A 25,906-nucleotide genomic window follows, 5' to 3' on the forward strand; every position below is an offset into this window, starting at 1 on the left:
AGCACCGGCATTGCAACACCGTGCTGACAGCACAAAAAAAAGGCCGGCAAATTGCCGGCCACGATACTACAGCAAGTAATTAATCTGCGCTGCGATTCGCGCGTTTACGATCGTTTTCCGTTAAATGACGCTTACGGATCCGGATCGACTTAGGTGTAACCTCTACCAGCTCATCGTCGTCGATAAACTCTAACGCTTGCTCCAGTGTATAACGAATTGGCGGAACCAGATTTATCGCTTCATCAGTACCAGATGCACGTACGTTGGTTAATTGTTTGCCTTTTAAACAGTTAACCGTTAAGTCGTTGCTACGGCTATGGATACCAATCACCTGGCCTTCATACACTTCTTCTGCGTGGCCGATAAACATGCGACCACGTTCCTGCAATGAGAAAATGGCGTAACCTGCCGCTTTACCCATAGCATTAGAAATCATAACGCCATTCATGCGCTGGCCGATATTTCCGCCTTTATGCGCACCATAATGGTCAAAGCTATGGTACATCAGGCCTGTACCTGAAGTAATAGTCATGAACTCCGTGCGAAAACCGATTAAACCACGACTTGGCATTAAGAAATCCATGCGGATACGGCCTTTACCGTCTGGCTGCATGTTGGTCATTTCAGCCTTACGCTCACCCATACGCTCCATGATAGAACCCTGGTTCTGTTCTTCACAGTCGATAGTGACGTTTTCCATCGGCTCCATGCGCACACCGTCAACGGTTTTCATGATAACTTCCGGACGAGACACCGCCAGCTCAAAGCCTTCGCGGCGCATATTTTCAATTAATACGCCCAGGTGCAACTCACCACGGCCTGATACTTTGAACTTATCACCGTCCGCTGTTTCTTCAACACGCAGCGCCACGTTATGTTTCAATTCGTTATTTAAACGCTCTAAAATCTGACGTGATGTAACAAACTTACCTTCTTTACCGGCAAATGGAGAAGTGTTTACTTGAAACGTCATCGTTACGGTTGGCTCATCAACCTGCAGAGCTGGCAAAGGCTCGACTTTAGTCGTCGCACAAATGGTGTCAGAAATTTTTAACTCGCCCAGGCCAGTAAAGGCAACAATATCACCCGCAGAAGCTTCTGTTGTTTCTACCCGCTCAAGACCTAAATAACCAAATACCTGGCCTACTTTACCGTTACGTTTAGTGCCATCGGCTCCCACTATGGTAACCTGCTGGTTTGCCTTCAAGCTACCACGTTTAATACGACCAATACCGATAATACCCAGGTAGCTTGAATAATCCAGCTGCGATACCTGTAACTGCGTTTCACCATCCAGCTCTACTGCTGGCGGCGCTACATGTTTTACAATAGCTTCAAACAAGTCAGTAATGTCTGGTTTTGGCTCGTTATAATCCAGTGTCGCCCAGCCATTTAATGCTGATGCATAAACGATGGGGAAATCTAATTGCTCATCGGTGGCACCCAAGTTATCGAACAAATCAAACACCTGATCAATAACCCAATCTGGACGAGCACCAGGACGGTCAATTTTATTGACTACAACGATGGGCTTTAAACCGTGTGAGAAAGCCTTTTGCGTTACAAACCGAGTTTGCGGCATTGGGCCGTCAACAGCGTCGACCAGCAATAACACTGAATCAGCCATAGACAATACGCGCTCTACCTCACCGCCAAAGTCAGCGTGGCCGGGTGTATCCAGAATATTGATGTGGTAACCGTTCCAGCGCACCGAGGTGTTTTTTGCCAGGATAGTAATACCACGCTCAGATTCCTGCGCATTCGAGTCCATTACACGCTCTTGTAATTTTGCGCGAGCGTCGAAGGTGCCAGACTGCTGCAGCAGTTTGTCAACCAAAGTGGTTTTACCATGGTCAACGTGCGCAATAATGGCAACGTTGCGCAGCTTATCTAAATTTGTCGCAGTAACGCTCATGTAAACTATCCTCTGTGGCACTAGATGACCATAATGACCACCAGGCAAAACTAACTGAAACTTAAGGGCGCATATTCTACTCTGTTTTTGCATGGAAAGAAAAACAGCAACTGCAGTTTTGGCAATTTTTTTTCACACCGCGCTAAACAGCATCTAAGCTAAAGCTTGGCCATGGTGCACCACAAAATGGCACACAAGCACCATTATAGTGCAATGTCATCATGTGAAATCTTGGAAATAAATTTTATATTGATTAATTTCATAAGCTTAAACCTTTGGCACATATCTGGCATTTAATGGCGCAACACCGCTAAATCAGTTCAAAACAGATTAATTGGAGGAATGCATGTCTGCATCATCTGTACTGAGTTTAATGAAAGAAAATGACGTTAAGTTTGTCGATTTACGTTTTACCGACACAAAAGGTAAAGAGCAGCACGTAACTGTACCGGCTAACCAGATTACTGCAGACTTCTTTGAAGACGGCAAAATGTTTGACGGCTCTTCTATTACAGGTTGGAAAGGCATCAATGATTCAGACATGATACTGATGCCAGATTCATCTACGGCAGTAATGGATCCATTCTTTGAAGAAAGCACGCTCAACATTACATGTGATGTTATCGAGCCAAGTACAATGCAAGGTTACGACCGCGATCCGCGCTCAATCGCTAAACGTGCAGAAGAATACCTTAAATCGACCGGTATTGCTGACACTGTGCTGTTTGGCCCTGAACCAGAGTTCTTTATGTTTGACGATATCCGTTTTGAAACGACGATGTCAGGCTCATTCTTTAAAATTAATTCAACCGAAGCCGCCTGGAACTCTGGCACTAGCTACGAAGATGGCAATAAAGGCCACCGCCCAGGCGTTAAAGGTGGTTATTTTCCGTTACCACCGGTAGATTCAGGTCACGATATTCGTAGTGCTATGTGTATGGTGCTGGAAGAAATGGGCCAAACTGTTGAAGCACACCACCATGAAGTTGCAACAGCCGGTCAAAACGAAATTGCAACCAAATTCAACAGCTTGACTAAAAAAGCTGATGAAGTGCAGCAACTTAAGTACGTTATTCATAACGTGGCACACTTATATGGTAAAACGGTTACCTTTATGCCTAAACCACTGGTAGGTGACAATGGCTCAGGTATGCACTGCCATCAGTCATTGGCAAAAGATGGCGTCAATCTGTTCGCGGGTGACAAGTACGCGGGCTTATCAGAGCTGGCATTGTATTACATTGGCGGTATTATTAAGCATGCTAAAGCGATCAACGCTTTCACTAACCCGTCAACTAACTCATATAAGCGTTTAGTACCACACTTTGAAGCACCCGTTATGCTGGCTTACTCAGCGCGTAACCGTTCAGCGTCAATTCGTATACCACTGGTTCCAAGTGCAAAAGCACGTCGCATTGAATGTCGTTTCCCGGATCCTGCAGCAAACCCTTATCTGGCCTTTACGGCACAGTTAATGGCCGGTTTAGACGGTATTCAGAACAAAATCCACCCAGGCGATGCTATGGATAAGGATCTGTACGACCTACCAGCAGAAGAAGCCGCCAATATTCCTCAGGTTTCAACCTCACTGGATGAAGCACTGAATGAACTGGATAAAAACCGCGCCATTTTTACCAAAGGCGGCGTAATGTCCGATGCAATGATCGATGCTTATATTGACATTAAGCGCGCAGAAGCGCGTCGAGTGGCGGTCGCCGTACACCCGCTGGAATTTGAATTGTATTACAGCGTGTAATATCAAATTTTGTATAGAGCTCACTACGGTGAGCTTTTTTTTTGTAGAATTAAGTGGCAAACCACGCTAGAGTAAGTGTTGGAAAACAATAATAAAAGATTAAAGGAAGCGGGGCACAGCATGCATAAGATATTGTTTCTTCTTACATTGATATTTGCTGCCCAGCCATTGCAGGCGCAGCAGGATAACAAAAAAGTATTTGTTACTCGGGATGCCAATGGCGTACTGGTTTTCTCTGACAGCCCACAAGCCGGAGCAGAAGAACTAAATCTGTCAAGCCGGGCGAATATCATGGCTGCGACAGATCCCACACTTCCTGCTACCAAAAAGCCTGCAAAAGAGCCGTTTGGCGTAGAGATTATGCAGCCTGAAGAGCAAGGCACTGTGCGCGACAATACTGGCTCCGTTTATGTATCCGGGCGAATCACTCCTATGTTTGAGCGAGGCTTACGGGTACGCCTGCTACTTGATGGTAAAGCGCAGGGACAACCGCAAAACAACGCCGTATTTATCCTTCGTGATATTGATCGCGGTGAACATAAACTGCAGCTGGAACTGTTTGATCAAAACGGCAAGCTTATTGCAACAAGTCCTGTAACGACCTTCTACTTACATAGAACCTCGGCAATCTCACCAAATTAGTGCGTACGCTATGCAATTCGGATTGAACTGAATTACACTGCGGCATCATCGCACCAATTTGGTGCAAAGGATGAGACAGTGATCAATACCGATATAGCCACAGCGCATTTGCATAGCCACATTAGTGAACAATTAACCACAGCCGTTATATTGCTGGATGCTGCACTGACTGTCAGATATTTTAATACTGCATGTTGTGCAGTACTGGGGTTGGGTGAAAAACGCCTGAGTGAGCAGCATTTTCCAGCATTGTTTTTGCATTGCGATATCAGTGCGCAACATTTTAGCGGTGCCTTAAGCAGTAAGCAGGGCTTTGGTGTCAGTGATGTGCAAGCGGTGCTGGCAGATGGTCGTCATTTACTGTTGGATATTTCAGTTACCATTTGCGAAAACCCTGCTGGCCATTTGCTGCTGGAAATCCGACATGTCGATCAGCAGCGTAAAATAAGCCTGGAAAGCCTACAGCAACATCAACACCTGGCGGCTCGTGAGCTAATACGAGGCCTTGCTCACGAGATCAAAAACCCTCTTGGCGGCCTACGCGGAGCTGCGCAACTATTAGAAGAATCTCTGCCTGATGAGCTAACCGAATATACCCAGCTGATAATAGCTCAGGCTGATCGTCTACGTAACCTGGTTGACCGTTTATTGGGGCCCTACCGGCCGGCACAACGCATTAGTGCTAATCTGCATCAGATCATTGAGCAGGTGCGACAATTAGCACTGATGGACAATCCGTGCAACGTGCAATTTAGCCGTGATTATGATCCCAGCATTCCTGATTTCACCTTTGACCCGGAACTAATCGAGCAGGCATTGTTAAATATTGTCCGCAATGCACAACAGGCTCTGGAACAGACAAACAAGCCAACAATTTGCTTGCAAAGCCGCGTACTGCATCAACATACACTGCACGGCAAGCGTTACAAACTGGTTGCGCTGATTAGGGTCATTGATAATGGCCCGGGCATTCCCACGGAAATAAAAGATACCCTTTTTTACCCTATGGTCAGCGGAAAAGCTGGCGGCACTGGGCTTGGACTATCTATTGCGCAAACACTGATCCATCAGCATGGTGGCTGGATTGACTGCGACAGCTGGCCTGGCCATACCGAATTTACCCTATACCTGCCTATTGCAGACACTGAGGATTGAACTGATGAGTCATACTGTGTGGATTATTGATGACGATAATTCTATCCGCTGGGTTCTGGAAAAAGCCCTGGCCCGGGCGGATATTTTATGTGAAAGCTACGCGTCAGCCGATTTAATGTTGCAACGGCTTGAGTACGATCAGCCCGCCGTTGTAGTGTCTGATATCCGCATGCCAGGCACCGACGGTATGGCTCTGTTGACCCGGCTGCAGGAACTTGCACCGGAGCTGCCAGTGATCATTATGACAGCGCACTCCGACCTGGACAGCGCGGTGAATGCATTTAAACGCGGCGCTTTTGAGTACTTACCTAAACCTTTTGATGTAAACGATGCAGTTGCGCTGATCAGTCGGGCACTTGAGCACGCCAAAGCGCGACAGCCAAAACATAAAGCCGTTGCCCCTACCCTGTCACCGGAAATTATTGGTGAAGCACCCGCGATGCAAGAGGTATTTCGTGCTATCGGCCGCCTGGCTCGCTCAAGTATCAGTGTGCTGATAAATGGCCAATCAGGCACCGGTAAAGAGCTGGTTGCTGGCGCATTGCACAAGCATAGCCCTCGAGCTGAGCAGCCGTTTATCGCACTAAATATGGCGGCAATTCCAAAAGATTTAATTGAATCTGAGCTGTTTGGCCATGAAAAAGGCGCGTTTACTGGAGCAAATAACTTGCGCAAAGGTCGCTTTGAGCAAGCTGACGGGGGCACGTTATTTCTGGATGAAATAGGCGACATGCCGTTAGATGTGCAAACGCGGCTATTGCGAGTGCTGGCAGATGGCCAGTTTTACCGCGTTGGCGGGCACCAAGCTATCGGAGTCGACGTTCGTATTATAGCCGCCACCCATCAGAACCTGGAACATCTGGTGAGTGCTGGCAAGTTCCGCGAAGATTTATTTCATCGCTTAAATGTGATTCGGGTACATTTACCACAACTGAAAGAGCGCAAACAAGATATTGCCAAGTTGGCCCAGCATTTCTTAATGCAGGCAGCCAAAGAGCTTAACGTTGAAGCCAAGAGCCTGACCAAAGAAGCTGAGCAGTTTTTAAGCCAGCTCGAATGGCCAGGAAATGTGCGCCAACTAGAAAATACCTGCCGCTGGTTAACTGTAATGGCCAGTGGCAAGAATATTGTCGTCGCAGACTTACCTCCTGAATTGACGGCGCCTATGAAAATAAATCAGCTTGCAGGCGCAGACACAAACCTGAGCTGGCAACAATTGCTGGCCAGTTGGATAAGTCACAAACTGAATGCTGGCGAGGAAAATATCCTTGCCGAAGCCGGGCCAGAGTTCGAACGCACCGTATTACAGCAAGCGCTGCACTTTACCCACGGTCACAAGCAAGAAGCGGCAAAGCGGCTAGGTTGGGGACGAAATACTCTAACCCGTAAATTAAAAGAGTTGGATCTCGAATAGCGGGCATACACCCGCCAGAGGCTTCGTTTCCAGCGCTAGCTAGTTTGACGTTGCTGTCTTTTTTGTTGCCACTTTTTTTGCTTTTCTGTGAGTTGCTGGCGTTGTTCAGCCGTCAGTAACTGCAAAATGTCATGCTTTAGCTTCAAACCAGCCAGTTGGCGCTCAACTTTTTGCTGCTGTTGTAGCTCCAGGAGCTGCCGGGCAGCTACTTCATCAAAACTGTCAGCCGTGACAAGCCCCTGCAGCTGTTGTCTGGTAATGTTGTCACCTGGTTTAGCTTTTTGCTGTGCCCGGTGCTGCTGCATTAACTGTTTAATCTGTGTTTGCTGGCTGTCAGTTAAATCCAGTGACGACAGGGCGCGCTGCAGCGGTTTCGCATGCTGCATGCTTCGCTGATGGTGTTTACCATCATCATTTTGTTGGTGGGCCACAGCCATGCCTGACAGACCTGTGGTTGTAATCATACTTAGTGCAAAAATCAATGTGGTTGCTTTCATCGGATATACCTCTGTTTTAAAGACAGCTTAAGCATAAATCAACCAATGCAAAGCAGCGCAAAGGTCAGGTAAAGATTCCGTAAAGATTTAGGGCCGTCAGACAACATTGGGTAAACTCTACACTACAAGAAGGAGCCGCTATGCCTGCAATTCTGATGATAGATGATGATACCGGTCTGTGTGAGCTTGTAGCTGAGTACCTGGCACTGGATGGTTACCAGTTTACGGCTGCACATGATGGCCAGCAAGGGCTAGAACGAGCACAAAGTACAGAGTTTGATCTTATTCTGCTTGATATTATGCTACCAGTACTGGACGGTTTGTCTGTGCTAAAATCGTTGCGCACTGGTCGCTATTGTCCAGTGTTGATGCTAACCGCACGCGGTGACGATATAGACCGCATAGTTGGACTGGAGCTGGGAGCCGATGATTATCTGGCCAAACCGTTTAATCCACGCGAATTAGTCGCCCGTATTAAAGCCATACTGCGCCGGGTTGAGCTAACACGGGCGCCGCAAACCGAACATAACACCGTGCTTCAGCTAAACGGTTTGTTGCTCAACCCGAGTAATCGTCAGCTAAGCTGCAACGGCACGCCAGTTAGCCTTACTGCAACCGAATTTCAGTTATTGGAGCTACTAATGCGCCGCGCCGGTGAAGTAGTAAGCAAAGACGAGTTAAGCCGCGAAGTGCTGGGCAAGCGACTGCAAATATATGACCGCAGCCTGGATATGCACATCAGCAATATTCGCAGGAAAATGGCAACTTTTGCCGACGATGAAAAAATTCAAACACTACGCGGCAGCGGTTATTTATTTGTAGCGGGTGAAAGATGAGCAAACTAGCAAGGCTAAATCCCTTCAACTACCTGGCTGGGCGCATTTTTCTCTGGTTCTGGCTAGTGCTACTGAGTGCCGTCTTTGCCACACTGGGGTTGTCACGCGCATTGACCGAGCCTACCGAGATCCGCCGCTTGCCACAAAGCATTAGCCAGCAGCTACAGCAACAACTGCATCGCTTTGCCAACAGCAGCACAGTTGATGAACTGGTGGCCAGTCTAAAACAACAGCAACCACAGCGCTGGCTTGTAGTTAATGCCAGCAGCAATAGCGTACTAACCCCAGAACTACTGCCTCGTGATTTTGACCTACATTGGCTGACTGAGCTATCACAATTATCTAGGCCGCGCTGGCTGAAACATCATAACACCGCTTTAGCAGGCCCTTTTTTGCTACAAATTGGCGACGATACGCTAGCTTTGTATCAGCAACGTCAGCGGCCACCGCAGCGCTGGTGGCGCTTAAGTGAGGTGCCGCAACTGGTGTTACTGCTGTTTACCTTACTAATCTCAGCGGTCGCCAGTTTTGTACTGGCGGTGTCTATCTCCAGTCCGCTGCGTGAACTACTGCAACGAAATCTGCAATTTGCCGATGGCAAGTTACAGAGCCGGGTGACACACCTGATCAAACGCCAAGACGAACTGGGCAAACTGGGCCACAGTTTTAATACCATGGCCGAACGTATCAGTGCTTTGCTGACTAATCAGCAACGCTTGCTGCGCGATATTTCACACGAACTGCGCTCGCCACTGGCACGGGCACAACTGGCACTGGGCCTCACCGAACGCCAACAAACTCTGGCGCAAATGCCAAAGTTAAAACAAGAGCTAGATCGGCTCGATGCCATGCTCGATGAACTGCTAACCTACAGCAAACTGGATGCAGGGCAGTATCAACTTGATAGCCAGCAGTTTGATTTAGCCGACTTATTGGCTGAAATTATTGCCGTAAATCAGCTTGAGGCAGATGCAAGACAGCAGCGCATAAGCTTAGTTGCACCAGAGCATTTGTTAATAACGGCTGACAGCCGCTTGCTGGGGCGTGCCATTGAGAATGTGCTGAGAAATGCAATTAAATATGGCCCACCGCAGAGTAACATCAGTTGCCATTTACAGCTGCAGGACAAACAGTGGCAGCTAAAAATTTGCGACCAGGGACCAGGTATTGACCCCGAGCAGCTTAGTGCCATCTTTGAACCGTTTTATCGCACGTCGAGCAGCCGCAATAGCAACACTGGTGGTACAGGGCTTGGGCTAGCTATAGTGGCGCAAATAGTGCGTCAGCATGGTGGCGAGGTCAACGCCAGTAATAATGATAGTGTTGGCCTTTGTGTCAAACTACGCTTGCCGCTAAACTAGGCCGACATGAGTTCTGTTCGGGCTACAGCTTTGAGTAACACCTTAACTGCATTTCCACCAATAACGCCGCTGGGCCGCTCTGCGTCACTGCCAACCGATTGGCAAACAAGGTTAAAGCCGTTTTGGCACACTATGCAATGTGGTGTGTTGACCAGTGCCGATGCGCTGCCGCTGCATTACTACCAGTTTCGAGTACCGGGCGCGCATCAGGCGATAGTGCTCAGTAGTGGCCGGGTGGAAATGGCTATAAAGTATGCGGAGCTATGTTACGAACTGGTGCAGGCCGGTTACAGCGTATTCTTACTTGATCATCGTGGCCAAGGCCTGTCAGGCCGCGAGCTAGCAAACCCGGAGAAAGGCTACGTTAGCGACTTTAGTTTGTACCAGCAAGACTTTGCTCAGTTTATTGACCATATTGTGCAGCCAACAGGCCATAAGTATCATATTGCGCTGGGTCATTCCATGGGCTGCGCCATTCTGGCGGGCTATTTACAGCACTATACTCACCCGTTCAGCGGAGCAATTTTTGCCTCACCCATGTTTGGCATTTATACCGGCCTGGTGCCTGCCAGCATCGCAGAAGCTATTGCTCTGGCATTCGGTGTTTTAAATCGTCGCATCTGCCAGACTCCCTGGTATTTTCCCGGCCAGAGTAATTACCAGGAAAAAGCCTTTGCTAACAACCCACTAACGAGTTGTGAAGAACGTTATACTTGGCTGCACCAGCTGTTTCGAGATGAGCCACAAGCCAGACTTGGCGGCGTCACCACACATTGGGTCCAGGCTGCTATTGTGGCTATGCGCCGTCTGCAAATTGATGTAACAACATGGCAGCTACCTGTACTGCTGCTGCAAGCCGGCGCCGATAAAGTCGTCAGCAACCACGCGCAAAACTTATGGTTTCAACAACTACCGGCTGAGTTGTTGCGTCAGAAGGTCACATTGCAAGATGCAAGACACGAAATCTTTATGGAGAACGACCAGATCCGGCAACAAGCCCTGCAGGCGATAAATGTTTTTCTGGCGCAGCTGTCAGCGACCACGTGATTTGTTACACTGGCAGGTAGTAAAATCTGGAGTCTGCCATGTTACACATTGTGCTTTTTGAACCTGAAATCCCGCCTAATACCGGTAATATTATTCGTCTTTGTGCCAATAGCGGCTTTCAATTGCATTTGATAGAACCACTTGGCTTTGCTTGGGATGACAAACGGATAAAACGGGCAGGGCTGGACTATCATGAATTTGCTGACGTAAAGCGGCATGCCAATTTCGACAGCTTTGTTGAACAGGTTAAACCAACTCGGATGTTTGCCTGCACAACAAAAGGCCACACAGCACACAGCGATGCCCATTTTGCCGTCGGTGATGCGCTGATCTTCGGCCCGGAGAGCCGTGGCTTACCCACCAACGTTTTGCATCAAATTCCAACACCAAACTGGTTACGAATTCCCATGACAGCAAATAGCCGCTCAATGAACTTATCTAATGCAGTAGCTGTTTTTGTATATGAATCATGGCGTCAACTGGATTATGCCGGAGCAAAACGCTAGTACTTGCCAATTCCATTTGCAAATATTCAAACTCTCCAGCTATATTTAATAACGTTTAATCGATAACAAGGACGTCGATGTTATGCCGCTATATTGCTGGCTGCTGTTGTGTGTATTGCTTTCTTTCGGGGCGAATGCGGCACAAGGCGTAATTGATAGCTGGGTTTCATTACTAGCGGCGCTGCTATTATTATCTTTGGTTTTAGTCATCAGCCTTTTTAATTTAAAACTGCGCCAGAGTAACAAACTGTTAGCCGCCAAATTCCACGATTTTAAACAACTCTATGATAACGCCGCCAGTTATATCATGGCACTCGACACCAATTTTAATGCCGTTTATGTCAACCGCGCCGGTTCTGAGATTTTAGCCTCTGGCGCCGAACCGGTATTAATTTTTCAAGATCAGCACAGTTTAAATCTGTTGTTGCCAGTCATAGCTGATCAGACACATTGGCAAGGTGAAGCATGGTTGCAGTGTAAAGCCAGCGAACCGCGGCGCTTTTTAAGCTTGGTGATAACAAAACAAAGTATCAATAACGCGGAGCAGTATCTAATTTTTGCCCAGGATATCACTGCAGCCAGACAAACACAGATCACGCAAACGCAAAACGCAATGCGAGACGTTGACTCAGGTTTAGCCAGCATAGCGTTATTCAATGAATTTACTCAGCGCGCTATTTATAGTGCCGCAACAGCCCAATCGCCGTTTGGCATAGTGATGTTAAAGGTTAGCCAAACATTGCAGTCCAACATAGTACAGCAACAAAATAGCCTGGCCAAAATAATACAAAAGCTGGCTGACGGCATGCAACAATATGTCAATAGCGGCGTGGTTGTAGGTCGCTACTGCGCTGACGCTATTGTTATGCTAATACCATCGCATTTGTGTTCCGCTCAGGCAAACATTAATCTTAATCGCATTGCACACAAAATATTGCTTAGCGCAGAACAGCAAGTGCAACAAACTAGTCAGCAATCTGTACAAATTTATGCCGGGGTGAGTACTTATCCACTCGATGGCGAAACCACTATCAGCCTGATAAACAGTGCCGCAAATGCCTGCTCCGCAGCAGCAAAGCTCGGTAATAATAACCTGCACTTCTCCAACAGTGCTTTGCAAGCCAAAGCTTCAAACCAGCTTACTTTGGAGACTGAACTATTTAAAGCGCTGCAGCAGGATGAATTTGAAATATATTACCAACCCCGAGTAAGTATAGGTAGCAACCGCGTTATAGGTTATGAAGCGCTGCTCCGCTGGCACAACCCGAAACGAGGTATATTGGCACCGCAACATTTTATTGAGCTGGCAAACGATAGCGGCGTGATCGTTGAACTGGACAAGCTAGTGTTGCAAAAGAGCTGTGAGCAGCTCAACTACTGGCAACGCACCGGCCTTGACCGTGGCCGTATAGCTATAAACATCTCTATACAGAGCTTCAGACAAACCGATTTTGTCTTCACTTTACAACAGCAGCTTGAACAAGCAAAACTGACCGCGGTTATGTTTGAACTGGAGCTACATGAAGACATATTTTTGCAGCCCGATCAGGCGACACACAATAAACTGCGCCAACTTAGCAACCTCGGCTTTCACTTAACACTCGACAACTTTGGCGAAGGCATGTCATCTCTTACCGTGTTGCAACACTATCCGTTGCATAACCTGAAAATAGCCCAATGTTTTATCAATGATATGGAACACAATGAACAACAGCGTAACATTACTGCCAGCATAGTGCGCCTGGCATCCTATCTGCAGTTAAATGTGATTGCCACTGGTATAGAAAACGAAATGCAGGCGTATCTGTTGCACGTAATGGGTTGTGATATTTTGCAAGGGCACTTATTTAGCAAGGCGATTCCAGCAACTGAGATACCTGCATTCCTGGCAAGAGAAAGCAAGCTGCTGCGTAAGCAGCTAAGCTAATTCTGACTATATGCTCAAGTAACCTCGTCGCGTTTTTCTCGCCCCAATAAATCCAGTGCAGCCAGCTTGGCGTCTTTGCCTTGGTACAGCACCTGATAAATTTGCTCGGTAATGGGCATTTCCACCCCAACCCGCTGCGCCAAGTTGAATACTTCCTTAGTGTTCCGGTATCCTTCAACCACCTGCCCCACTGTTTGAATGGCTTCTTCAACGCCTTTGCCTTCACCCAGTAACAGGCCAAAACGTCGATTTCTAGACTGGTTATCGGTACATGTTAACACTAAATCACCCAAACCAGCCATGCCCATGAAAGTGTCTTTCTTGGCTCCCAAAGCGCAGCCTAAGCGACACATCTCAGTCAGACCTCGGGTAATAAGTGCAGTGCGGGCGTTTGCACCAAAACCAATACCATCTGCCATACCTGCGCCTATAGCAATAACATTTTTTACCGCACCACCTAGTTGCACACCAATAAAATCTGGGTTGGTATAGACACGAAAGCTTTTAGCACAATGCAATAAATCAGACAGCTCACGAATAAACTCCGCATCTGTCGATGACAACGAAATAGCCGTTGGCATGCCCATTGCCATCTCTTTAGCAAAGGTAGGACCGGAAAACACCGCTAATGATACTGCGTCACCAAGAATGTCGCGGGCGACATCTTGCAATAAACGGCCGGTTTCTGGCTCCAAGCCTTTGGTAGCCCAGGCTACACGAGCGTTAGGTTGCAGATAAGGTTTAATCAGGGTTAACGTATCGAAAAAAGCATGGCTGGGTACCACGATAAGAATATCTCTGCTGCTGGCGGCAGCTTGGGCGATATCAGAGGTCAACTGCAATGTCGTTGGCAGGGGAATACCGGGCAAGTATTTTTCATTAACTCGCAGCTGTGCCATGTGCGCCATTTCCTGCACATTGCGGCCCCATAAACTGATCATATTGCCATTGCGGGCAAGGCAAATAGCTAGGGCGGTACCGTAAGACCCCGCCCCTATTACAGCAATAGCTGAAGCTTGCATAATTTATGCGTCTGCCTGAGCGCCCTGCACTTCAGCCTGACGTTTTTGCACATACTGAGCAAACAAAGCATCGAAATTAACCGGAGCCAGGTTCAGTTGCGGGAAAGTGCCACGGTTAACTAAATTCGATACGGCTTCACGCGCATAAGGGAATAAAGTATTCGGGCAGAATGACGCTAACATATGCGCCATTTGCGAATCTTCCAGTGGACTAATAGAGAAAATACCCGCTTGCTGCACTTCACATAAAAAAGCTACTTCGCCTTCAACCTTGGCGGTAACGGTTAGAGACAACACTACCTGATACACATTGTCTTCTAGTTTTTCACTACGGGTATCAAGGTCCAGCTGAACCTCTGGTTTCCACTCTTTACGAAATATCGCCGGCGCGTTAGGCGCTTCAAATGAAATATCTTTGACAAAAATACGCTGGATAACGAATTGCAGCCCTTGCTGCTCAGTTGCAACGCCATTTGCTTGTTGTTCAGCCATGATAATTCCTATTTATATTATGATTGTAATAACGGATCGAGTTTGCCGGCAGCGTCAAGCGCTAGCATGTCATCGCATCCACCAATATGCTGAGTACCAACAAAAATTTGCGGTACAGTAGTGCGTCCGGCCGCACGTTCAATCATTTGCGGACGTAACGCGGGTTGTTCGTCGATGCGAATTTCCTGATACACCACACCCTTGTTGTCCAACACTGATTTAGCGCGGACACAATAAGGACAATATGCTTTGGTGTAGATGGTGACTTCTGACATCGTTACCTCTTTGATTTAACTACTGGCAAGCTAGCGCCGGTCCAACTGCCCATACCACCTTGTAATACCGATACGGTAGTAAAGCCCTGCTTCAGCAAACTGGTCGCCGCTTTTTGCGCACTCATGCCAGCTTGGCATACCACAATAATGGGCTCCGCTTTATGTTTTTCAAGCCCCGACAACTGTTGTTTTTCAATGTCAGCTAATGGCAAGTGACGTGCTGAGGTAATATGTCCCTTGGCAAAATCTGCCTCATTGCGAATGTCCAGTACCACAGCGTTGCTGCGATTGACCTGCATTGTCAGCTCAGTTGGAGATACTTGCTTTACTACAGAAAAGCGCGATTTTATCACGCTACTGATTAACATAATAAATAACACCAACCATACGGCGGTTAAAATAGGGTGATTGCTAATAAAGTCTATATACTGCTGCATACCTAATCCGCTTATCGGAAAATAATTCAGCGCAGAGTATACTCAGTTTGGCAGAAGAAAGCAGCCCTACCGGCAGCAGCTGTCGACACAGGGCTGGAGAATTATACAAAATTCGGTAATATAACGGCTCATTTTATCCGCTTGTCATCGCTAAACCACGGAGCACTTATGAGCAGTCGCAAAAAACCTTTGGTGTTATTAATTCTGGATGGCTGGGGTTATCGCGAAGAGAGCCATAATAATGCCATTGCACAGGCAAACACTCCGGTAATGGACCTACTGTGGCGCGACTACCCACACACATTGATATCGGGTTCTGGGCTTGATGTTGGTTTGCCAGATGGTCAGATGGGCAACTCTGAAGTAGGCCATGTCAATCTTGGCTCAGGTCGTGTGGTATATCAGGATTTTACCCGCATAACCAAAGCGATAAGTGACGGTGACTTTTTTAGCAACCCGGCATTAGTGAATGCGGTTAAGCAGGCAAAACAGCAAGAAAAAGCGGTACACATCATGGGGCTGCTGTCTCCTGGTGGTGTGCATAGCCACGAAGAACATATTCTTGCCATGATTAAACTGGCTGAGCAGCAAGGTGCCAATCCGATATATGTACATGCTTTTCTTGATGGTCGTGACACACCACCTCGCAGCGCAGCCGCGTCACTGGAAAAAATTCAGCAGCATTTTGCTACAACTGCCAGTGGACAAATTGCTTCCGTTATTGGCCGCTATTATGCCATGGACAGAGATAAGCGCTGGGACCGGGTGCAACAAGCTTATGATTTACTTACTCAAGGAAAAGCAGAGCATCAGGCAACCGATGCAATCAGCGCCTTACAGCAAGCCTACAATCGCGGTGAAAATGACGAGTTTGTTAAAGCAACCGCAATATTGAGCGCAGCAGGCCAGTCAATAAAAATGCAAGATGGTGATGCGTTAGTCTTTATGAATTTCAGGGCGGATCGGGCAAGGCAGTTTAGCCGGGCTTTTATTAATCCGGACTTTGATGGTTTTAAACGAGCATACCGGCCGGCGTTAAGCAGTTTCACAACGCTGACACAGTATGCTGCCGATATTGATGCACCTTGTGCTTATCCACCTGAGAGCCTGAATAATGTCTTGGGCGAATGGCTGGCGAAACACAACAAAACTCAGCTACGGATCTCTGAAACCGAAAAATATGCTCATGTGACGTTTTTCTTCAGCGGTGGCCGAGAGGACATGTTCAGCGGTGAACAACGTATTTTAGTTGACTCACCTAAAGTCGCCACCTATGACCTACAGCCAGAAATGAGTTCAACTGAACTCACCGACAAGCTTGTTGACGCCATACACAGTGGTGAGTTCGACGTCATTATATGCAACTATCCGAACGGCGATATGGTAGGGCATACGGGGGTTATGGCCGCAGCGATCAAAGCCATTGAAGCCGTCGACCATTGCATTGGTCGCGTTGTCAAAGCACTAGATGAAACTGGCGGTGAATGTCTTATTACGGCCGACCACGGCAATGCTGAAATGATGCTGGATACCGAGTCTGGCCAGGCCCATACCGCTCATACCAGCGGACCGGTGCCCCTCATTTATGTAGGTCGCCCGGCCAACGCTATTGAAGGAGGCATATTAAGTGACATCGCCCCAACGATGCTTGCATTAATGTCCTTGCCTGTACCTGCGGAAATGTCCGGCAAGGTACTGATGCAAATCAAATAAATGTCGACACTTTCTACAACTAAGAAATTTCAGCAGTGCTGCTGGCTGCTGTTATTGCTGCTACCCGGCGCGTTTGCACAGCAAGCGCAGCAAGAGCAACTGGCTGATGTTAAGCAGCAAATCCAGCTAACCGAACAAGAAGTGAAGCAGCAGCGGGCGCAATTGGAACAAGCAGAAACGATGCTACAACGCTCTGACCGGGCGTTGGCCCAGGCTTCTGCCGAGGTAAATGACTCGAAATTACAACACAAGAAGTTAGTCGACGAGCAGCAAAAATTGCTGGCAGAGCAAACCGCACTTGAACACCGTTTGCAGCAGCAGCAAACAGCTTTGGCTGCACAATTGAAAAGTGCATATAGCATAGGGCAGCATGATTACAGCAGAATGCTGTTAAACCAGCAAGACGCCGGCAAGTTAGAGCGGGTCTTGACCTATTATCAATACTTTAACCGCGCCAGGATAAAACAGCTAGCTGAACTAAATCATACTATCACTCAGTTGCAGCAGGTATTAGAGCAGCTAACACAACAGCAGCAGCAAGTGGCCGCAACTCTGGAAACCTTGCAAACACAGCAAAAACAATTGGTCGTTGCTAAGTCTCAGCAGCAGCAGGCGGTAGCCAAACTGCAAATCATGCTAAAAACGCAAGGTCGTCAGCTCGACTACTTACGCCAGAATGAAAACAGTCTATTGGCTAAACTTGATGAACTGAACCGGCTAGCACAGCAAGCCCGTGAGTTACTTGGGCTTGGCCAAGACAAAGGCAAGCTAATTTGGCCATTAAGTGGCAGCCTACTACAACGTTTTGGTGATAACCGTCAGGGCGGCATGCCATCTCGGGGTATTATAATCCAGAGCAACGAAGGCGAAGCCGTGAAATCTATCGCGGATGGCCAGGTTATTTATGCAGATTGGCTCAAAGGCTACGGTTGGGTTATTGTACTAGACCACGGTGTCGGCTTTATGAGTTTATATGGCCATAATCAAAATTTACTGAAAAAGCCCGGCGCTCGTATTAATGCCGGTGAAGCCATAGCGCTAGCGGGTATGAGTGGCGGACAGTCAGTAGCAGGATTGTATTTTGAAATACGTAATAAAGGCGAAGCGGTAAACCCGCTACAATGGCTCAGACAAAAGCCGCGATAAAATGGATGTAATAACGCGACAATATGCATATACTTTTGTTAACAGTATGGCGAAGAGCTGTCCGTCTAAGAGAACAATAATAAAGTGCGACTACTTAAATACCTTATAATTGGTTTGTTCAGTATACATACCAATGCCGCAACAGAAGCTAGGATAGCCATTATTATCGACGATATTGGTTATCAAAAAACAGATCAACAGCTAATTGACCTGCCTTTTGCTTTAACTTTTGCCGTATTACCTCACACACCCTACGGGCAGCGCGCCGCGAAGCGAGCGTTTCAGCAGCAAAAAGACGTTATGCTGCATATGCCGATGGAAGCCAATACCGGCAAGCTCACCGATCCTGGTGCGCTCACGGTTGCAATGTCAAAACAACAAATACGCCATAGTTTACAACAAGCTTTGGCTGATATTCCTTACGCCATCGGCATCAATAATCATATGGGTAGCTTATACACCGCCCAAGCTCAGCCAATGGCCTGGACCATGGAATACTTAAGCCAGCGCCAGTTGTTCTTTGTCGACAGCTTGACCACACCTAATAGCCAGGCCGCAAAGTATGCCCGACATTTTGGTGTCACCAACTTAAGTCGGCATGTCTTTTTGGACAATGTGCAAACTGAAGCGGCTATTGCAAAGCAATTTGAACAACTGCTCAGCATTGCTCGGAAACGTCAGTATGCTATCGCCATCGGCCATCCGTATCCGCAAACTTATCAGTTTTTACGCAAAAATCTGCCGAAACTGCGTCAGCAGGGTATCGAACTAGTGAGTATTTCTTCGCTGTTGCCGCAAAGCCATGATGTGGTTGCTGCAGGCTTCAGTGCACCGGCTATTTCTGCACCACAATAACCAAATCGTAAACAAAGCAGCTATAAAAAAAACCGCCTGATGGCGGCTTTTTGTTATAGCTGCAGAGCACTGATTTAACTCATCGCCGACTGCAGCTTTTTCATGGCATTTTTTTCAAGCTGACGAACACGCTCGGCAGATACATTGTAGCGATCAGCAAGTTCCTGCAACGTCAGTTTGTTGTGATCCAACCAACGAGCACGAACAATATCCTGACTTCTGTCATCCAAAGTACGCATAGCCGCTTGTAAACGATCGACAGCAGCATTATCCCACTGGTCTTCCTCTACCCTATTTGCCAAGTCAGACGCTTTATCTTCCAGGTAATACACTGGTGCTGTAAAAGCGCTATCGTCATCTTCATCCGGTGCATCAAATGGCATGTCGTAATTGCTCATACGTGCTTCCATTTCACGCACTTCATGCTCTGCTACACCCAACGACTCCGCGACATTCTTTACTTCTTCTTGATTAAACCAGCCTAAATGCTTCTTTGCTTTACGTAGGTTGAAAAATAACTTGCGCTGAGCTTTAGTGGTGGCAATTTTAACAATGCGCCAATTTTTCAGCACGTACTCATGAATTTCAGCTTTAATCCAATGTACGGCAAATGATACCAAACGTACACCAACATTAGGATCAAAGCGCTTCACGGCTTTCATCAGGCCAATATTGCCTTCCTGAATTAAATCACTTACCGGTAAACCATAGCCGGAATAACTGCGGGCGATGTGCACAACAAAGCGCAGGTGCGACATAATCAACTGACGGGCCGCTTCTAAATCACCATTCTGATGCAGACGCTCTGCAAGGCTGCGCTCTTGCTCTGCGCTGAGCATGCCAATGGAACTGACAGCATGAGTATAGGCTTCCAGACTACTACTGGCCGCTACCGGTAATGACATCATTTCTGCTGCGTTATCGCTCATTTTTGTGTCCTGTGCCAAACTAAGTGTGTCGATATTAGCACTCTTTTGCATAGAGTGCTAATTTTAGTTGCTGCAGTTTTTAGATCTGCTTATTCTAAAAACTGAAAAGTAATAATTAAACGCTATTAAGGGCCGGTTGGTTCAATTGCAGTGATATGTCGGCGCACCGATAAGTAAGAACCGCTGAGACCAAGTAGCATCGCTAACACCATTAAACTGATAAACTCCATCAAACTTAATGCCATCAGGCTAAACTCACCGTCGTACAGAGACGTCACACTGACGATAGCTCCCTGCAGCCACCACAGCATAGCCTCAACAATCAAGAACGCCAGTAAACCACCGAATACGCCATACCAAATCCCACTGTACAAAAACGGCCGCTGTATAAAAGCATCGGTGGCACCAACCAGCTTCATTACTTCAATTTCATCTTTTTTGTTCATAATAGATAAGCGGATAGTGTTGCCAATAATCAGCAATACCGCGCCCAGCAACAATACAGCAATCACCAACACCGATTGACGCAACAAACTGATAATAGCGTCGAGCCGTGCTAACCAGTCGATATCCAACTTACCAAATTCTACTATGCGCTCTTTTGACAGCCGGTTAAGTAACTGCCGGGCACTGTCAGCGCCGGTATTTTTTGGTAGTACCAACAACACATCGGGCAATGGGTTTTCATTCAAATAGGTTAATGCCGGGCCGAAGCCACTCACCTGTGCAAATTCGTCGAGCGCTTGTTGCTTGCTGATGTACGTCACGCGGGCAATATCATTGTCGGCTTGCAGGATCTTCTGCAGACTACTGATTTGTGCTTCGGAGCTACCGTCTTTTATAAACAAACTTATTTCAGCAGCCTGAGTAAAACTGTCACTAACCTGCTGCACATTTTTTACCATTAAATGCAGGGTTGCTGGTAATGTAAGGCTAACCCCAAGCACGCCAATGGTCAAAATAGAAGCCGATGGTGTACGCCAAAGCTCCCCCAGACTGAATAGCGCCTGGCGGACATGGTTTACCCAAAACATCACAAAGCGGCGACTTAAGCCGATTTTCCGCTCAGCCGCACCACTGCCAACCCGACCAGAAAACAATATACTCATAATGGGTCCTCCTGGTATTGCAGCAGCCCATCATTAATCATTTTGCCTTGTCGTAGCGTTAAAGTGCGGTATTTCATCCGCGCGACCAAGCCTAAATCATGCGTAGCGACTAACACAGATACACCCACCTGATTAAACGCTTCAAACACCCGCATAATATCTTTGGATAAATCTGGATCCAGGTTACCCGTGGGTTCATCTGCTAATAGCAGTGGAGGCTTATTTACCACTGCCCGGGCAATACCCACACGTTGTTGTTCACCACCTGACAAGGTTTGCGGCAAGCAACGCGCCTTATCCAGCAAGCCTACTTTATCTAACGCGGCATGCACCCGCTTCACCATATCTTTGCCGCTAAAGCCCTCAATAACCAAAGGCAGCGCGACGTTATCAAATACGGTGTGATTCATCAGCAGCCGATGGTTTTGGAAAATAATACCCACGTCGCGCCGTACATAGGGAATATGGTTGCGGCGGATCCGGCTGAGATCTACATCATTTATTAGCACTCGCCCAACGGAAGGTCGCTCGATCAGGCTAATAAGTTTTAACAGCGTACTTTTACCAGCGCCGGAATGCCCGGTTAAAAACGCCATTTCCCCTTTCTCTAGTTTGAAGCTAACGCGATCCAGCGCGACAAAACCACCCGGATAGCTTTTGCTAACCTGATCAAACTCCAACATAGTTAACTGTCCCGGTTAAATAGCGCACGAATAAAATCTTGACTATTAAACACCCGCAGATCGTCAATACCTTCTCCGACACCGATATAGCGCAGTGGCAATTTAAACTGATCCGCAATCGCAAAAATAACACCGCCTTTAGCTGTACCATCTAGCTTAGTCAAACTAATGCCGGTGAGATTTACCGCCTCGTTAAAGACTTTAGCCTGGCTTAATGCATTCTGACCGGTACCAGCATCAAGTGTAAGCATGACTTCATGTGGTGCCAACGGGTCAATTTTTTGCAACACCCGAACAATTTTTTTCAACTCTTCCATCAAGTGGGCTTTGTTCTGCAATCGTCCTGCGGTATCTGCAATCAAAACGTCAACTTTGCGCGACTTTGCCGCCTGATAAGCATCAAAAATAACCGAAGCGCTGTCCGCCCCGGTATGCTGTGCCACTACAGGGATCTGGTTGCGCTCGCCCCATACCTGTAACTGCTCTACCGCAGCAGCACGAAAGGTATCGCCGGCTGCCAGCATTACACTTTTACCTTGCTGTTTAAATTGCTGCGCCATTTTGCCAATAGTGGTCGTTTTACCAACCCCATTAACGCCCACCATCAGAATGACAAAAGGCCCCTCTGAGTTGACAGGCTGCAAAGGTTGTTCAACATCAGCCAACAACGCTGCCATGTCTTGCTGCAACTTGTCAAACAGCAATGAAGAGTCTTTCAACGCTTTACGATCCGCATGCTGCTCCAGCTGACGAATCAGCTTTTGCGTAGTATCAACCCCTACGTCTGCCAGCAACAGCTGCGTTTCCAACTCTTCGTATAGCTCTTCATCAATTTTACGCCCGCTAAACAATCCAGCCAGACCTGAGCCTAAATTCAGGCTGGTTTTTGCCAACCCTTGCTTTAGACGGGAAAAAAAGCCGGCCTTTTTTATCGGTTCTGCCACAGATGGGACATTAGTATGTTGCGTGGCAGTACCGAGTACTGCATCTGCTTGTGCCTCAGCGACATCAGCTACAATATCGGCTGCATTACGCAATACATCATCAGTGGATTGGGTCGGACCAGCGGCAGCGTCGTTGCCAGGTACCGGGCTATCGGGTGCTGCGGATTGTGCCTGGTCGTCATCTTTACCGAAACCAAGCCAGGAAAACAGTTTATTTTTTTTGCTCATAAGCTCAAGTGTATACAGATAAAAACTAAGGTAAACTTGGCCGTTATACTAACACCTTTGTGTTAAAGGCAAAACGGATTAGATGAAACAAGCAAGAAGTCAAATAAAACGCCCGGCAGCAGCAAACAAACGTTTGCCTGCAGTAGCTGGCGCTCCCGGTGAAGTGCGGGTAATTAGTGGTAAATGGCGCGGCCGCAAACTGGCTGTATTGGATGCAGCTGGCTTGCGCCCCACCACAGACAGGGTAAAGGAAACGCTATTTAACTGGTTGATGCATGATATCAGTGGCGCCATCGTGCTTGACTGCTTTGCCGGCAGTGGCAGTTTGGCCATTGAGGCACTGTCACGCTTCGCAGCAAAAGCCACTTTAGTAGAGCGTGATACTGTTGTAGCACGTCATTTGCAGCAAAATCTGCAAAAGTTGCAATGCGATAATGCACAAGTCGTCAATCAAGACTGTTTAAGCTGGCTGTCGGGCCATGCAACACAGCAATTCAGTGTGGTATTTATTGATCCGCCATTTCGCCAAGGTCTTGCGCTTGACTGCTGCCAGGCATTAGAGCAACAACAGTGGCTAACCCAAGACGCCCTCGTTTATCTTGAAACCGAAAAAGAGTTGTTACTTACCGCTGTGCCAGCAAACTGGCGGTTGATAAAAGAAAAAATAGCCGGACAGTTGGCGTATAGGTTATATCAGCGCGGCTAATCCGTGCTGATAAGTTCCATGCCTAGGTTGGTTAAGCCCTGCTCGGCTACCCAATTTTGCAGTAACTGCCGCTCTTCCCGGCCAAACTGCGCAATTGTGCTGACAAGGGCTATTAATTCGGCTAAACAATCCATTTCATACTGCATTAACGGATGATCACGTACAATTTTTTTCAGCTCAGCTTCTGTCGTTATGTCAGCATCAATACTATCGTGCTCTATCAACCTGGCCACCGTTGCTTGAGAAATTTTCGCAACGTTAAGAAACTCACCCGCATCCTGCTGCTCAATGCCGCTTAACATCATATCCAGTGCAGTAGCGCAATCCACTGCAGGGTAAACGCCAAAAATGTCAAAGTCATTTACATCTGGCGTAACTAGCTCTAATTCTTCAGACAGCTTTGAAAAATTTATTTTCGCTTTTTTAACTGTTAACCACTCCCATACCAAGGTAAGAATATGTCTGGGCAGCTCGGCATCACCGCTATTGGTTACTTCAGCAAATAATTGATAGTTAGGCAACATACGTTCGAGCAAGGTCGCGGCGACAGCGGCTTGCTGATAAAAACCCAATTCTCGCATCGTTTGAAAATTATTCGCTTTTGCTTTCATCTTTTTCCTGAGAACACGACCAGCAGACCTCGAAACTTTGGTAATTAAGCTCACCGCAGCCGCAATGCCATTGTGCTGGTTCATTCTGTAATTGTGTTAAATAGTGGCTGATTATACGCTGTGCTACTGAAAACTGCTGCTGCGGTACCCACAATTGCACTCCGACATCTGTCAATGGCAGTTCACCGGCAGCGCCAGCAAGAAACTCTCCGCTGAGCTGCACAAGGATAACTGACTGCTGTAACAGGCCCTGCACCAGGCCTGCCTCAATACTATTGGCAGCCTGATACACCCGCTGCCATTGTTCAACGTCAGCCGGGTGTAAAAGCTCCACGTTAACCGGTTACCTTCAACTGCTTCTGGGCATATTCGAACTTTAATTTAAATTCCATCATACGCTCTTCCAAGCTTTGAACTTGTAACTGATGTGCCTCTTGCTGCTGCGCCAGTTCACCGCGTAAGGTGCGGATCAGTTCGCGGCTGCTATCAGCTTCCTGCTGTTGTTTTTGCTCAGCTGCATACTGGCGATTTTGTGCATGCTCAAGCTGGGCATCAATTTTCTGGTGCTTACTTTGCAGCTGCTGATATTGCTCGGTTAAATTAACATAATCAGCTTGCAGTTTAGTTAACTCCGAACCCAAATCACTAGATTCATTCATCACATGAGATAACTGCTGTTGCGCGTCAGCCAGTTCTATTGTTGCAGTATCAAGTTGCTGCTGCCACTGTTGCTGCGCAGTTTCTTGAGCCGCGTTAGCCGTATCCAATTGCTGCTGCAGTTGCTGAATTTTTTGCTGTTGCAGCTCCTGGGTTTTCTTACGGTCTTGTACTTCCTGTTGCAGTTTGGCAATTGTTTGCAGTTTGTCCTGATTTGCGGTTTCAATATCGCCAAAACGCGCCAACTCTGCTTGATGCGTCTGCTGCTGCAATTCAAGTTGTTGCATTAAGCCATTAAGTTGCTGTTGCAACTCAGCTAACTGCGAGTCATTACTGGTTTTCAGGGTTTCTATTTGCTGTAACTGCTTTTGCTGCTGCTCAGTGGCTAGCTTTAATTCTACTTTCGCTTGTTGTTGCGTCAGTTTTAACTCATGCGCAGCGGCCTTCGCCTGCTCTGCATCTGCTAGAGCGGCAGCGAGCTGCTGTTGTAATTGCGCTAACTGTGACTCGGTCTGTTGTAACTGTTGAGCAGTCTCAGCACTAGCAGAGTCACTTTGCTGCAACTGTTGTAATTGCTGCGTTAACTGCTCTGCTTGTTGAGCTTTAGCCTGGTGTTGCTGCTGCAATGTCGACAATTGCACAGCGGTTTGCTCCAATTGAACGCTAAGCGCTTTGTGCTGCTGACGTAATTTGGACAGTTCCTGATTATCTGCATTCGCTACCGGCACCGCCAAATCAAGTTGCTGCTTAGTTTGCTGCCAGTCCTTAAATAATTTTTGATACGCTTGTTCCTGTTCAATCAGCCGCTGCTGCCATTGTTTTTGGCTGTCGGCCAACACGCTACTAGCGAACTGCGTTAATTGCTGCTGCTGGGTATTGAGCAACTGGCTGGAAAAATCTACCAGGCTGGCTTCCAACTGCTGTTGCGCCGCCTGCGTCAATTCGGCAATAACTTGCTGCTCATTTTTATTATTATTTTTTTTCACTGCATTCATTATCAGCTCTCGCTTTACTCGGCAGCACTTGCAATTACACAATTGCAA

The 25,906-nt window shown here is 47.4% G+C and carries 26 protein-coding genes; 13 read left to right on the forward strand and 13 right to left on the reverse strand.

Annotated features, from left to right (window positions below; all coding sequences use genetic code 11):
* Positions 1-79: 79 nt before the first annotated feature.
* Positions 80-1,915, reverse strand: coding sequence for a translational GTPase TypA (typA, locus tag I4W93_RS06405; RefSeq protein ID WP_205309407.1), 1,836 nt, complete (start codon positions 1,913-1,915; stop codon positions 80-82).
* Between the two features lie 346 nt (positions 1,916-2,261).
* Between typA and glnA the strand changes: the two genes are divergently transcribed.
* The 4 genes from glnA (at position 2,262) to glnG (ending at position 6,882) form a co-directional block, all read left to right on the forward strand.
* Positions 2,262-3,671, forward strand: coding sequence for a glutamate--ammonia ligase (gene glnA, locus I4W93_RS06410; protein ID WP_205309408.1), 1,410 nt, complete (start codon positions 2,262-2,264; stop codon positions 3,669-3,671).
* A gap of 78 nt (positions 3,672-3,749) precedes the next feature.
* Entirely contained in the window at positions 3,750-4,313 is a 564-nt protein-coding gene (locus I4W93_RS06415) for a DUF4124 domain-containing protein (protein WP_224673304.1), read from the forward strand.
* 78 nt (positions 4,314-4,391) lie between these two features.
* Positions 4,392-5,468 carry a nitrogen regulation protein NR(II) gene (glnL, locus tag I4W93_RS06420; protein ID WP_224673305.1) on the forward strand — a complete coding sequence of 359 codons (1,077 nt, stop codon included), beginning with the start codon at positions 4,392-4,394 and terminating at the stop codon, positions 5,466-5,468.
* A gap of 4 nt (positions 5,469-5,472) precedes the next feature.
* Entirely contained in the window at positions 5,473-6,882 is a 1,410-nt protein-coding gene (gene glnG, locus I4W93_RS06425; protein WP_205309410.1) for a nitrogen regulation protein NR(I), read from the forward strand.
* Between the two features lie 35 nt (positions 6,883-6,917).
* Here glnG and I4W93_RS06430 read toward each other — a convergent pair whose 3' ends face one another.
* Positions 6,918-7,379: a Spy/CpxP family protein refolding chaperone gene (locus tag I4W93_RS06430; protein ID WP_205309411.1), complete on the reverse strand. Its 462-nt coding sequence runs from the start codon at positions 7,377-7,379 to the stop codon at positions 6,918-6,920.
* Between the two features lie 140 nt (positions 7,380-7,519).
* Here I4W93_RS06430 and I4W93_RS06435 point away from each other — a divergent pair, with 140 nt between their 5' ends.
* The 5 genes from I4W93_RS06435 (at position 7,520) to I4W93_RS06455 (ending at position 13,056) form a co-directional block, all read left to right on the forward strand.
* Positions 7,520-8,215 carry a response regulator gene (locus I4W93_RS06435; RefSeq protein ID WP_205309412.1) on the forward strand — a complete coding sequence of 232 codons (696 nt, stop codon included), beginning with the start codon at positions 7,520-7,522 and terminating at the stop codon, positions 8,213-8,215.
* A complete protein-coding gene (locus tag I4W93_RS06440) occupies positions 8,212-9,576 on the forward strand; it encodes a sensor histidine kinase (RefSeq protein ID WP_205309413.1) in 1,365 nt (454 codons plus the stop codon). Before I4W93_RS06435 ends, I4W93_RS06440 begins: the two co-directional genes overlap by 4 nt.
* Positions 9,577-9,606: 30 nt before the next feature.
* Positions 9,607-10,623 carry an alpha/beta fold hydrolase gene (locus tag I4W93_RS06445; protein WP_205309414.1) on the forward strand — a complete coding sequence of 339 codons (1,017 nt, stop codon included), beginning with the start codon at positions 9,607-9,609 and terminating at the stop codon, positions 10,621-10,623.
* Positions 10,624-10,661: 38 nt separating this feature from the next.
* Positions 10,662-11,129 carry a tRNA (uridine(34)/cytosine(34)/5-carboxymethylaminomethyluridine(34)-2'-O)-methyltransferase TrmL gene (gene trmL, locus I4W93_RS06450; protein WP_205309415.1) on the forward strand — a complete coding sequence of 156 codons (468 nt, stop codon included), beginning with the start codon at positions 10,662-10,664 and terminating at the stop codon, positions 11,127-11,129.
* 82 nt (positions 11,130-11,211) lie between these two features.
* On the forward strand, positions 11,212-13,056 hold the full coding sequence (locus I4W93_RS06455) for a GGDEF domain-containing phosphodiesterase (RefSeq protein ID WP_205309416.1): 1,845 nt from the start codon (positions 11,212-11,214) through the stop codon (positions 13,054-13,056).
* Between the two features lie 14 nt (positions 13,057-13,070).
* Here I4W93_RS06455 and gpsA read toward each other — a convergent pair whose 3' ends face one another.
* From gpsA to I4W93_RS06475, 4 genes are read right to left on the reverse strand one after another with little or no spacing between them, the layout of a single operon-like run.
* The gene (gpsA, locus tag I4W93_RS06460) at positions 13,071-14,078 is read right to left on the reverse strand and encodes an NAD(P)H-dependent glycerol-3-phosphate dehydrogenase (RefSeq protein WP_205309417.1); all 1,008 of its coding nucleotides are present in this window, start codon (positions 14,076-14,078) and stop codon (positions 13,071-13,073) included.
* 3 nt (positions 14,079-14,081) lie between these two features.
* Positions 14,082-14,570 carry a protein-export chaperone SecB gene (gene secB / locus I4W93_RS06465; protein WP_205309418.1) on the reverse strand — a complete coding sequence of 163 codons (489 nt, stop codon included), beginning with the start codon at positions 14,568-14,570 and terminating at the stop codon, positions 14,082-14,084.
* Between the two features lie 17 nt (positions 14,571-14,587).
* Complete coding sequence (gene grxC / locus I4W93_RS06470; RefSeq protein WP_205309419.1) at positions 14,588-14,845, reverse strand: glutaredoxin 3; 258 nt, start codon at positions 14,843-14,845, stop codon at positions 14,588-14,590.
* Between the two features lie 2 nt (positions 14,846-14,847).
* Positions 14,848-15,282, reverse strand: a complete 435-nt coding sequence (locus I4W93_RS06475) for a rhodanese-like domain-containing protein (protein WP_205309420.1) — start codon at positions 15,280-15,282, stop codon at positions 14,848-14,850.
* A gap of 168 nt (positions 15,283-15,450) precedes the next feature.
* Between I4W93_RS06475 and gpmM the strand changes: the two genes are divergently transcribed.
* The 3 genes from gpmM to I4W93_RS06490 all read left to right on the forward strand — a co-directional run bounded on the left by gpmM (position 15,451) and on the right by I4W93_RS06490 (position 18,996).
* Complete coding sequence (gene gpmM, locus I4W93_RS06480; protein WP_205309421.1) at positions 15,451-16,995, forward strand: 2,3-bisphosphoglycerate-independent phosphoglycerate mutase; 1,545 nt, start codon at positions 15,451-15,453, stop codon at positions 16,993-16,995.
* A complete protein-coding gene (locus I4W93_RS06485; RefSeq protein ID WP_205309422.1) occupies positions 16,996-18,141 on the forward strand; it encodes a murein hydrolase activator EnvC family protein in 1,146 nt (381 codons plus the stop codon).
* 84 nt (positions 18,142-18,225) lie between these two features.
* Entirely contained in the window at positions 18,226-18,996 is a 771-nt protein-coding gene (locus tag I4W93_RS06490; protein WP_205309423.1) for a divergent polysaccharide deacetylase family protein, read from the forward strand.
* Positions 18,997-19,070: 74 nt separating this feature from the next.
* Here I4W93_RS06490 and rpoH read toward each other — a convergent pair whose 3' ends face one another.
* The 4 genes from rpoH to ftsY form a co-directional block, all read right to left on the reverse strand.
* The gene (rpoH, locus tag I4W93_RS06495) at positions 19,071-19,925 is read right to left on the reverse strand and encodes an RNA polymerase sigma factor RpoH (RefSeq protein ID WP_205309424.1); all 855 of its coding nucleotides are present in this window, start codon (positions 19,923-19,925) and stop codon (positions 19,071-19,073) included.
* 125 nt (positions 19,926-20,050) lie between these two features.
* Positions 20,051-21,034, reverse strand: a complete 984-nt coding sequence (gene ftsX, locus I4W93_RS06500; RefSeq protein WP_205309425.1) for a permease-like cell division protein FtsX — start codon at positions 21,032-21,034, stop codon at positions 20,051-20,053.
* A complete protein-coding gene (ftsE, locus tag I4W93_RS06505; protein ID WP_205309426.1) occupies positions 21,031-21,717 on the reverse strand; it encodes a cell division ATP-binding protein FtsE in 687 nt (228 codons plus the stop codon). Before ftsE ends, ftsX begins: the two co-directional genes overlap by 4 nt.
* Before the next feature lie 2 nt (positions 21,718-21,719).
* Entirely contained in the window at positions 21,720-22,889 is a 1,170-nt protein-coding gene (gene ftsY, locus I4W93_RS06510) for a signal recognition particle-docking protein FtsY (RefSeq protein WP_205309427.1), read from the reverse strand.
* Between the two features lie 82 nt (positions 22,890-22,971).
* On the opposite strand from ftsY, the gene rsmD reads away from it, so the two are divergent.
* Positions 22,972-23,595, forward strand: a complete 624-nt coding sequence (gene rsmD / locus I4W93_RS06515; RefSeq protein ID WP_205309428.1) for a 16S rRNA (guanine(966)-N(2))-methyltransferase RsmD — start codon at positions 22,972-22,974, stop codon at positions 23,593-23,595.
* Here rsmD and I4W93_RS06520 read toward each other — a convergent pair.
* Genes I4W93_RS06520 through I4W93_RS06530 form a run of 3 tightly spaced genes read right to left on the reverse strand, consistent with a single transcriptional unit; the run spans position 23,592 to position 25,858 of the window.
* Complete coding sequence (locus I4W93_RS06520; protein WP_205309429.1) at positions 23,592-24,206, reverse strand: YjaG family protein; 615 nt, start codon at positions 24,204-24,206, stop codon at positions 23,592-23,594. The two genes, rsmD and I4W93_RS06520, sit on opposite strands and share 4 nt — an antisense overlap.
* Positions 24,187-24,540, reverse strand: a complete 354-nt coding sequence (locus I4W93_RS06525) for a putative signal transducing protein (protein ID WP_205309430.1) — start codon at positions 24,538-24,540, stop codon at positions 24,187-24,189. Before I4W93_RS06525 ends, I4W93_RS06520 begins: the two co-directional genes overlap by 20 nt.
* A 1-nt stretch (position 24,541) precedes the next feature.
* Positions 24,542-25,858: a coiled-coil domain-containing protein gene (locus I4W93_RS06530; protein ID WP_205309431.1), complete on the reverse strand. Its 1,317-nt coding sequence runs from the start codon at positions 25,856-25,858 to the stop codon at positions 24,542-24,544.
* Positions 25,859-25,906 lie beyond the last annotated feature (48 nt).

It is taken from the genome of Rheinheimera maricola, from assembly GCF_016918075.2.
GTDB lineage: Bacteria > Pseudomonadota > Gammaproteobacteria > Enterobacterales > Alteromonadaceae > Alishewanella > Alishewanella maricola_A.

Excerpts from the sequence above, each read along its gene's own strand:
- I4W93_RS06455 (WP_205309416.1), top strand. The coding sequence starts at position 11,212 with ATGCCGCTATATTGCTGGCTGCTGTTGTGTGTATTGCTTTCTTTCGGG.
- I4W93_RS06440 (WP_205309413.1), top strand. The coding sequence starts at position 8,212 with ATGAGCAAACTAGCAAGGCTAAATCCCTTCAACTACCTGGCTGGGCGC.
- I4W93_RS06485 (WP_205309422.1), top strand. The coding sequence starts at position 16,996 with ATGTCGACACTTTCTACAACTAAGAAATTTCAGCAGTGCTGCTGGCTG.
- gpmM (WP_205309421.1), top strand. The coding sequence starts at position 15,451 with ATGAGCAGTCGCAAAAAACCTTTGGTGTTATTAATTCTGGATGGCTGG.
- I4W93_RS06530 (WP_205309431.1), bottom strand. The coding sequence starts at position 25,858 with ATGAATGCAGTGAAAAAAAATAATAATAAAAATGAGCAGCAAGTTATT.
- glnG (WP_205309410.1), top strand. The coding sequence starts at position 5,473 with ATGAGTCATACTGTGTGGATTATTGATGACGATAATTCTATCCGCTGG.
- gpsA (WP_205309417.1), bottom strand. The coding sequence starts at position 14,078 with ATGCAAGCTTCAGCTATTGCTGTAATAGGGGCGGGGTCTTACGGTACC.
- rpoH (WP_205309424.1), bottom strand. The coding sequence starts at position 19,925 with ATGAGCGATAACGCAGCAGAAATGATGTCATTACCGGTAGCGGCCAGT.
- rsmD (WP_205309428.1), top strand. The coding sequence starts at position 22,972 with ATGAAACAAGCAAGAAGTCAAATAAAACGCCCGGCAGCAGCAAACAAA.
- trmL (WP_205309415.1), top strand. The coding sequence starts at position 10,662 with ATGTTACACATTGTGCTTTTTGAACCTGAAATCCCGCCTAATACCGGT.
- I4W93_RS06520 (WP_205309429.1), bottom strand. The coding sequence starts at position 24,206 with ATGAAAGCAAAAGCGAATAATTTTCAAACGATGCGAGAATTGGGTTTT.
- I4W93_RS06475 (WP_205309420.1), bottom strand. The coding sequence starts at position 15,282 with ATGCAGCAGTATATAGACTTTATTAGCAATCACCCTATTTTAACCGCC.
- ftsX (WP_205309425.1), bottom strand. The coding sequence starts at position 21,034 with ATGAGTATATTGTTTTCTGGTCGGGTTGGCAGTGGTGCGGCTGAGCGG.
- typA (WP_205309407.1), bottom strand. The coding sequence starts at position 1,915 with ATGAGCGTTACTGCGACAAATTTAGATAAGCTGCGCAACGTTGCCATT.
- ftsY (WP_205309427.1), bottom strand. The coding sequence starts at position 22,889 with ATGAGCAAAAAAAATAAACTGTTTTCCTGGCTTGGTTTCGGTAAAGAT.
- I4W93_RS06430 (WP_205309411.1), bottom strand. The coding sequence starts at position 7,379 with ATGAAAGCAACCACATTGATTTTTGCACTAAGTATGATTACAACCACA.
- secB (WP_205309418.1), bottom strand. The coding sequence starts at position 14,570 with ATGGCTGAACAACAAGCAAATGGCGTTGCAACTGAGCAGCAAGGGCTG.
- I4W93_RS06435 (WP_205309412.1), top strand. The coding sequence starts at position 7,520 with ATGCCTGCAATTCTGATGATAGATGATGATACCGGTCTGTGTGAGCTT.
- grxC (WP_205309419.1), bottom strand. The coding sequence starts at position 14,845 with ATGTCAGAAGTCACCATCTACACCAAAGCATATTGTCCTTATTGTGTC.
- glnA (WP_205309408.1), top strand. The coding sequence starts at position 2,262 with ATGTCTGCATCATCTGTACTGAGTTTAATGAAAGAAAATGACGTTAAG.
- ftsE (WP_205309426.1), bottom strand. The coding sequence starts at position 21,717 with ATGTTGGAGTTTGATCAGGTTAGCAAAAGCTATCCGGGTGGTTTTGTC.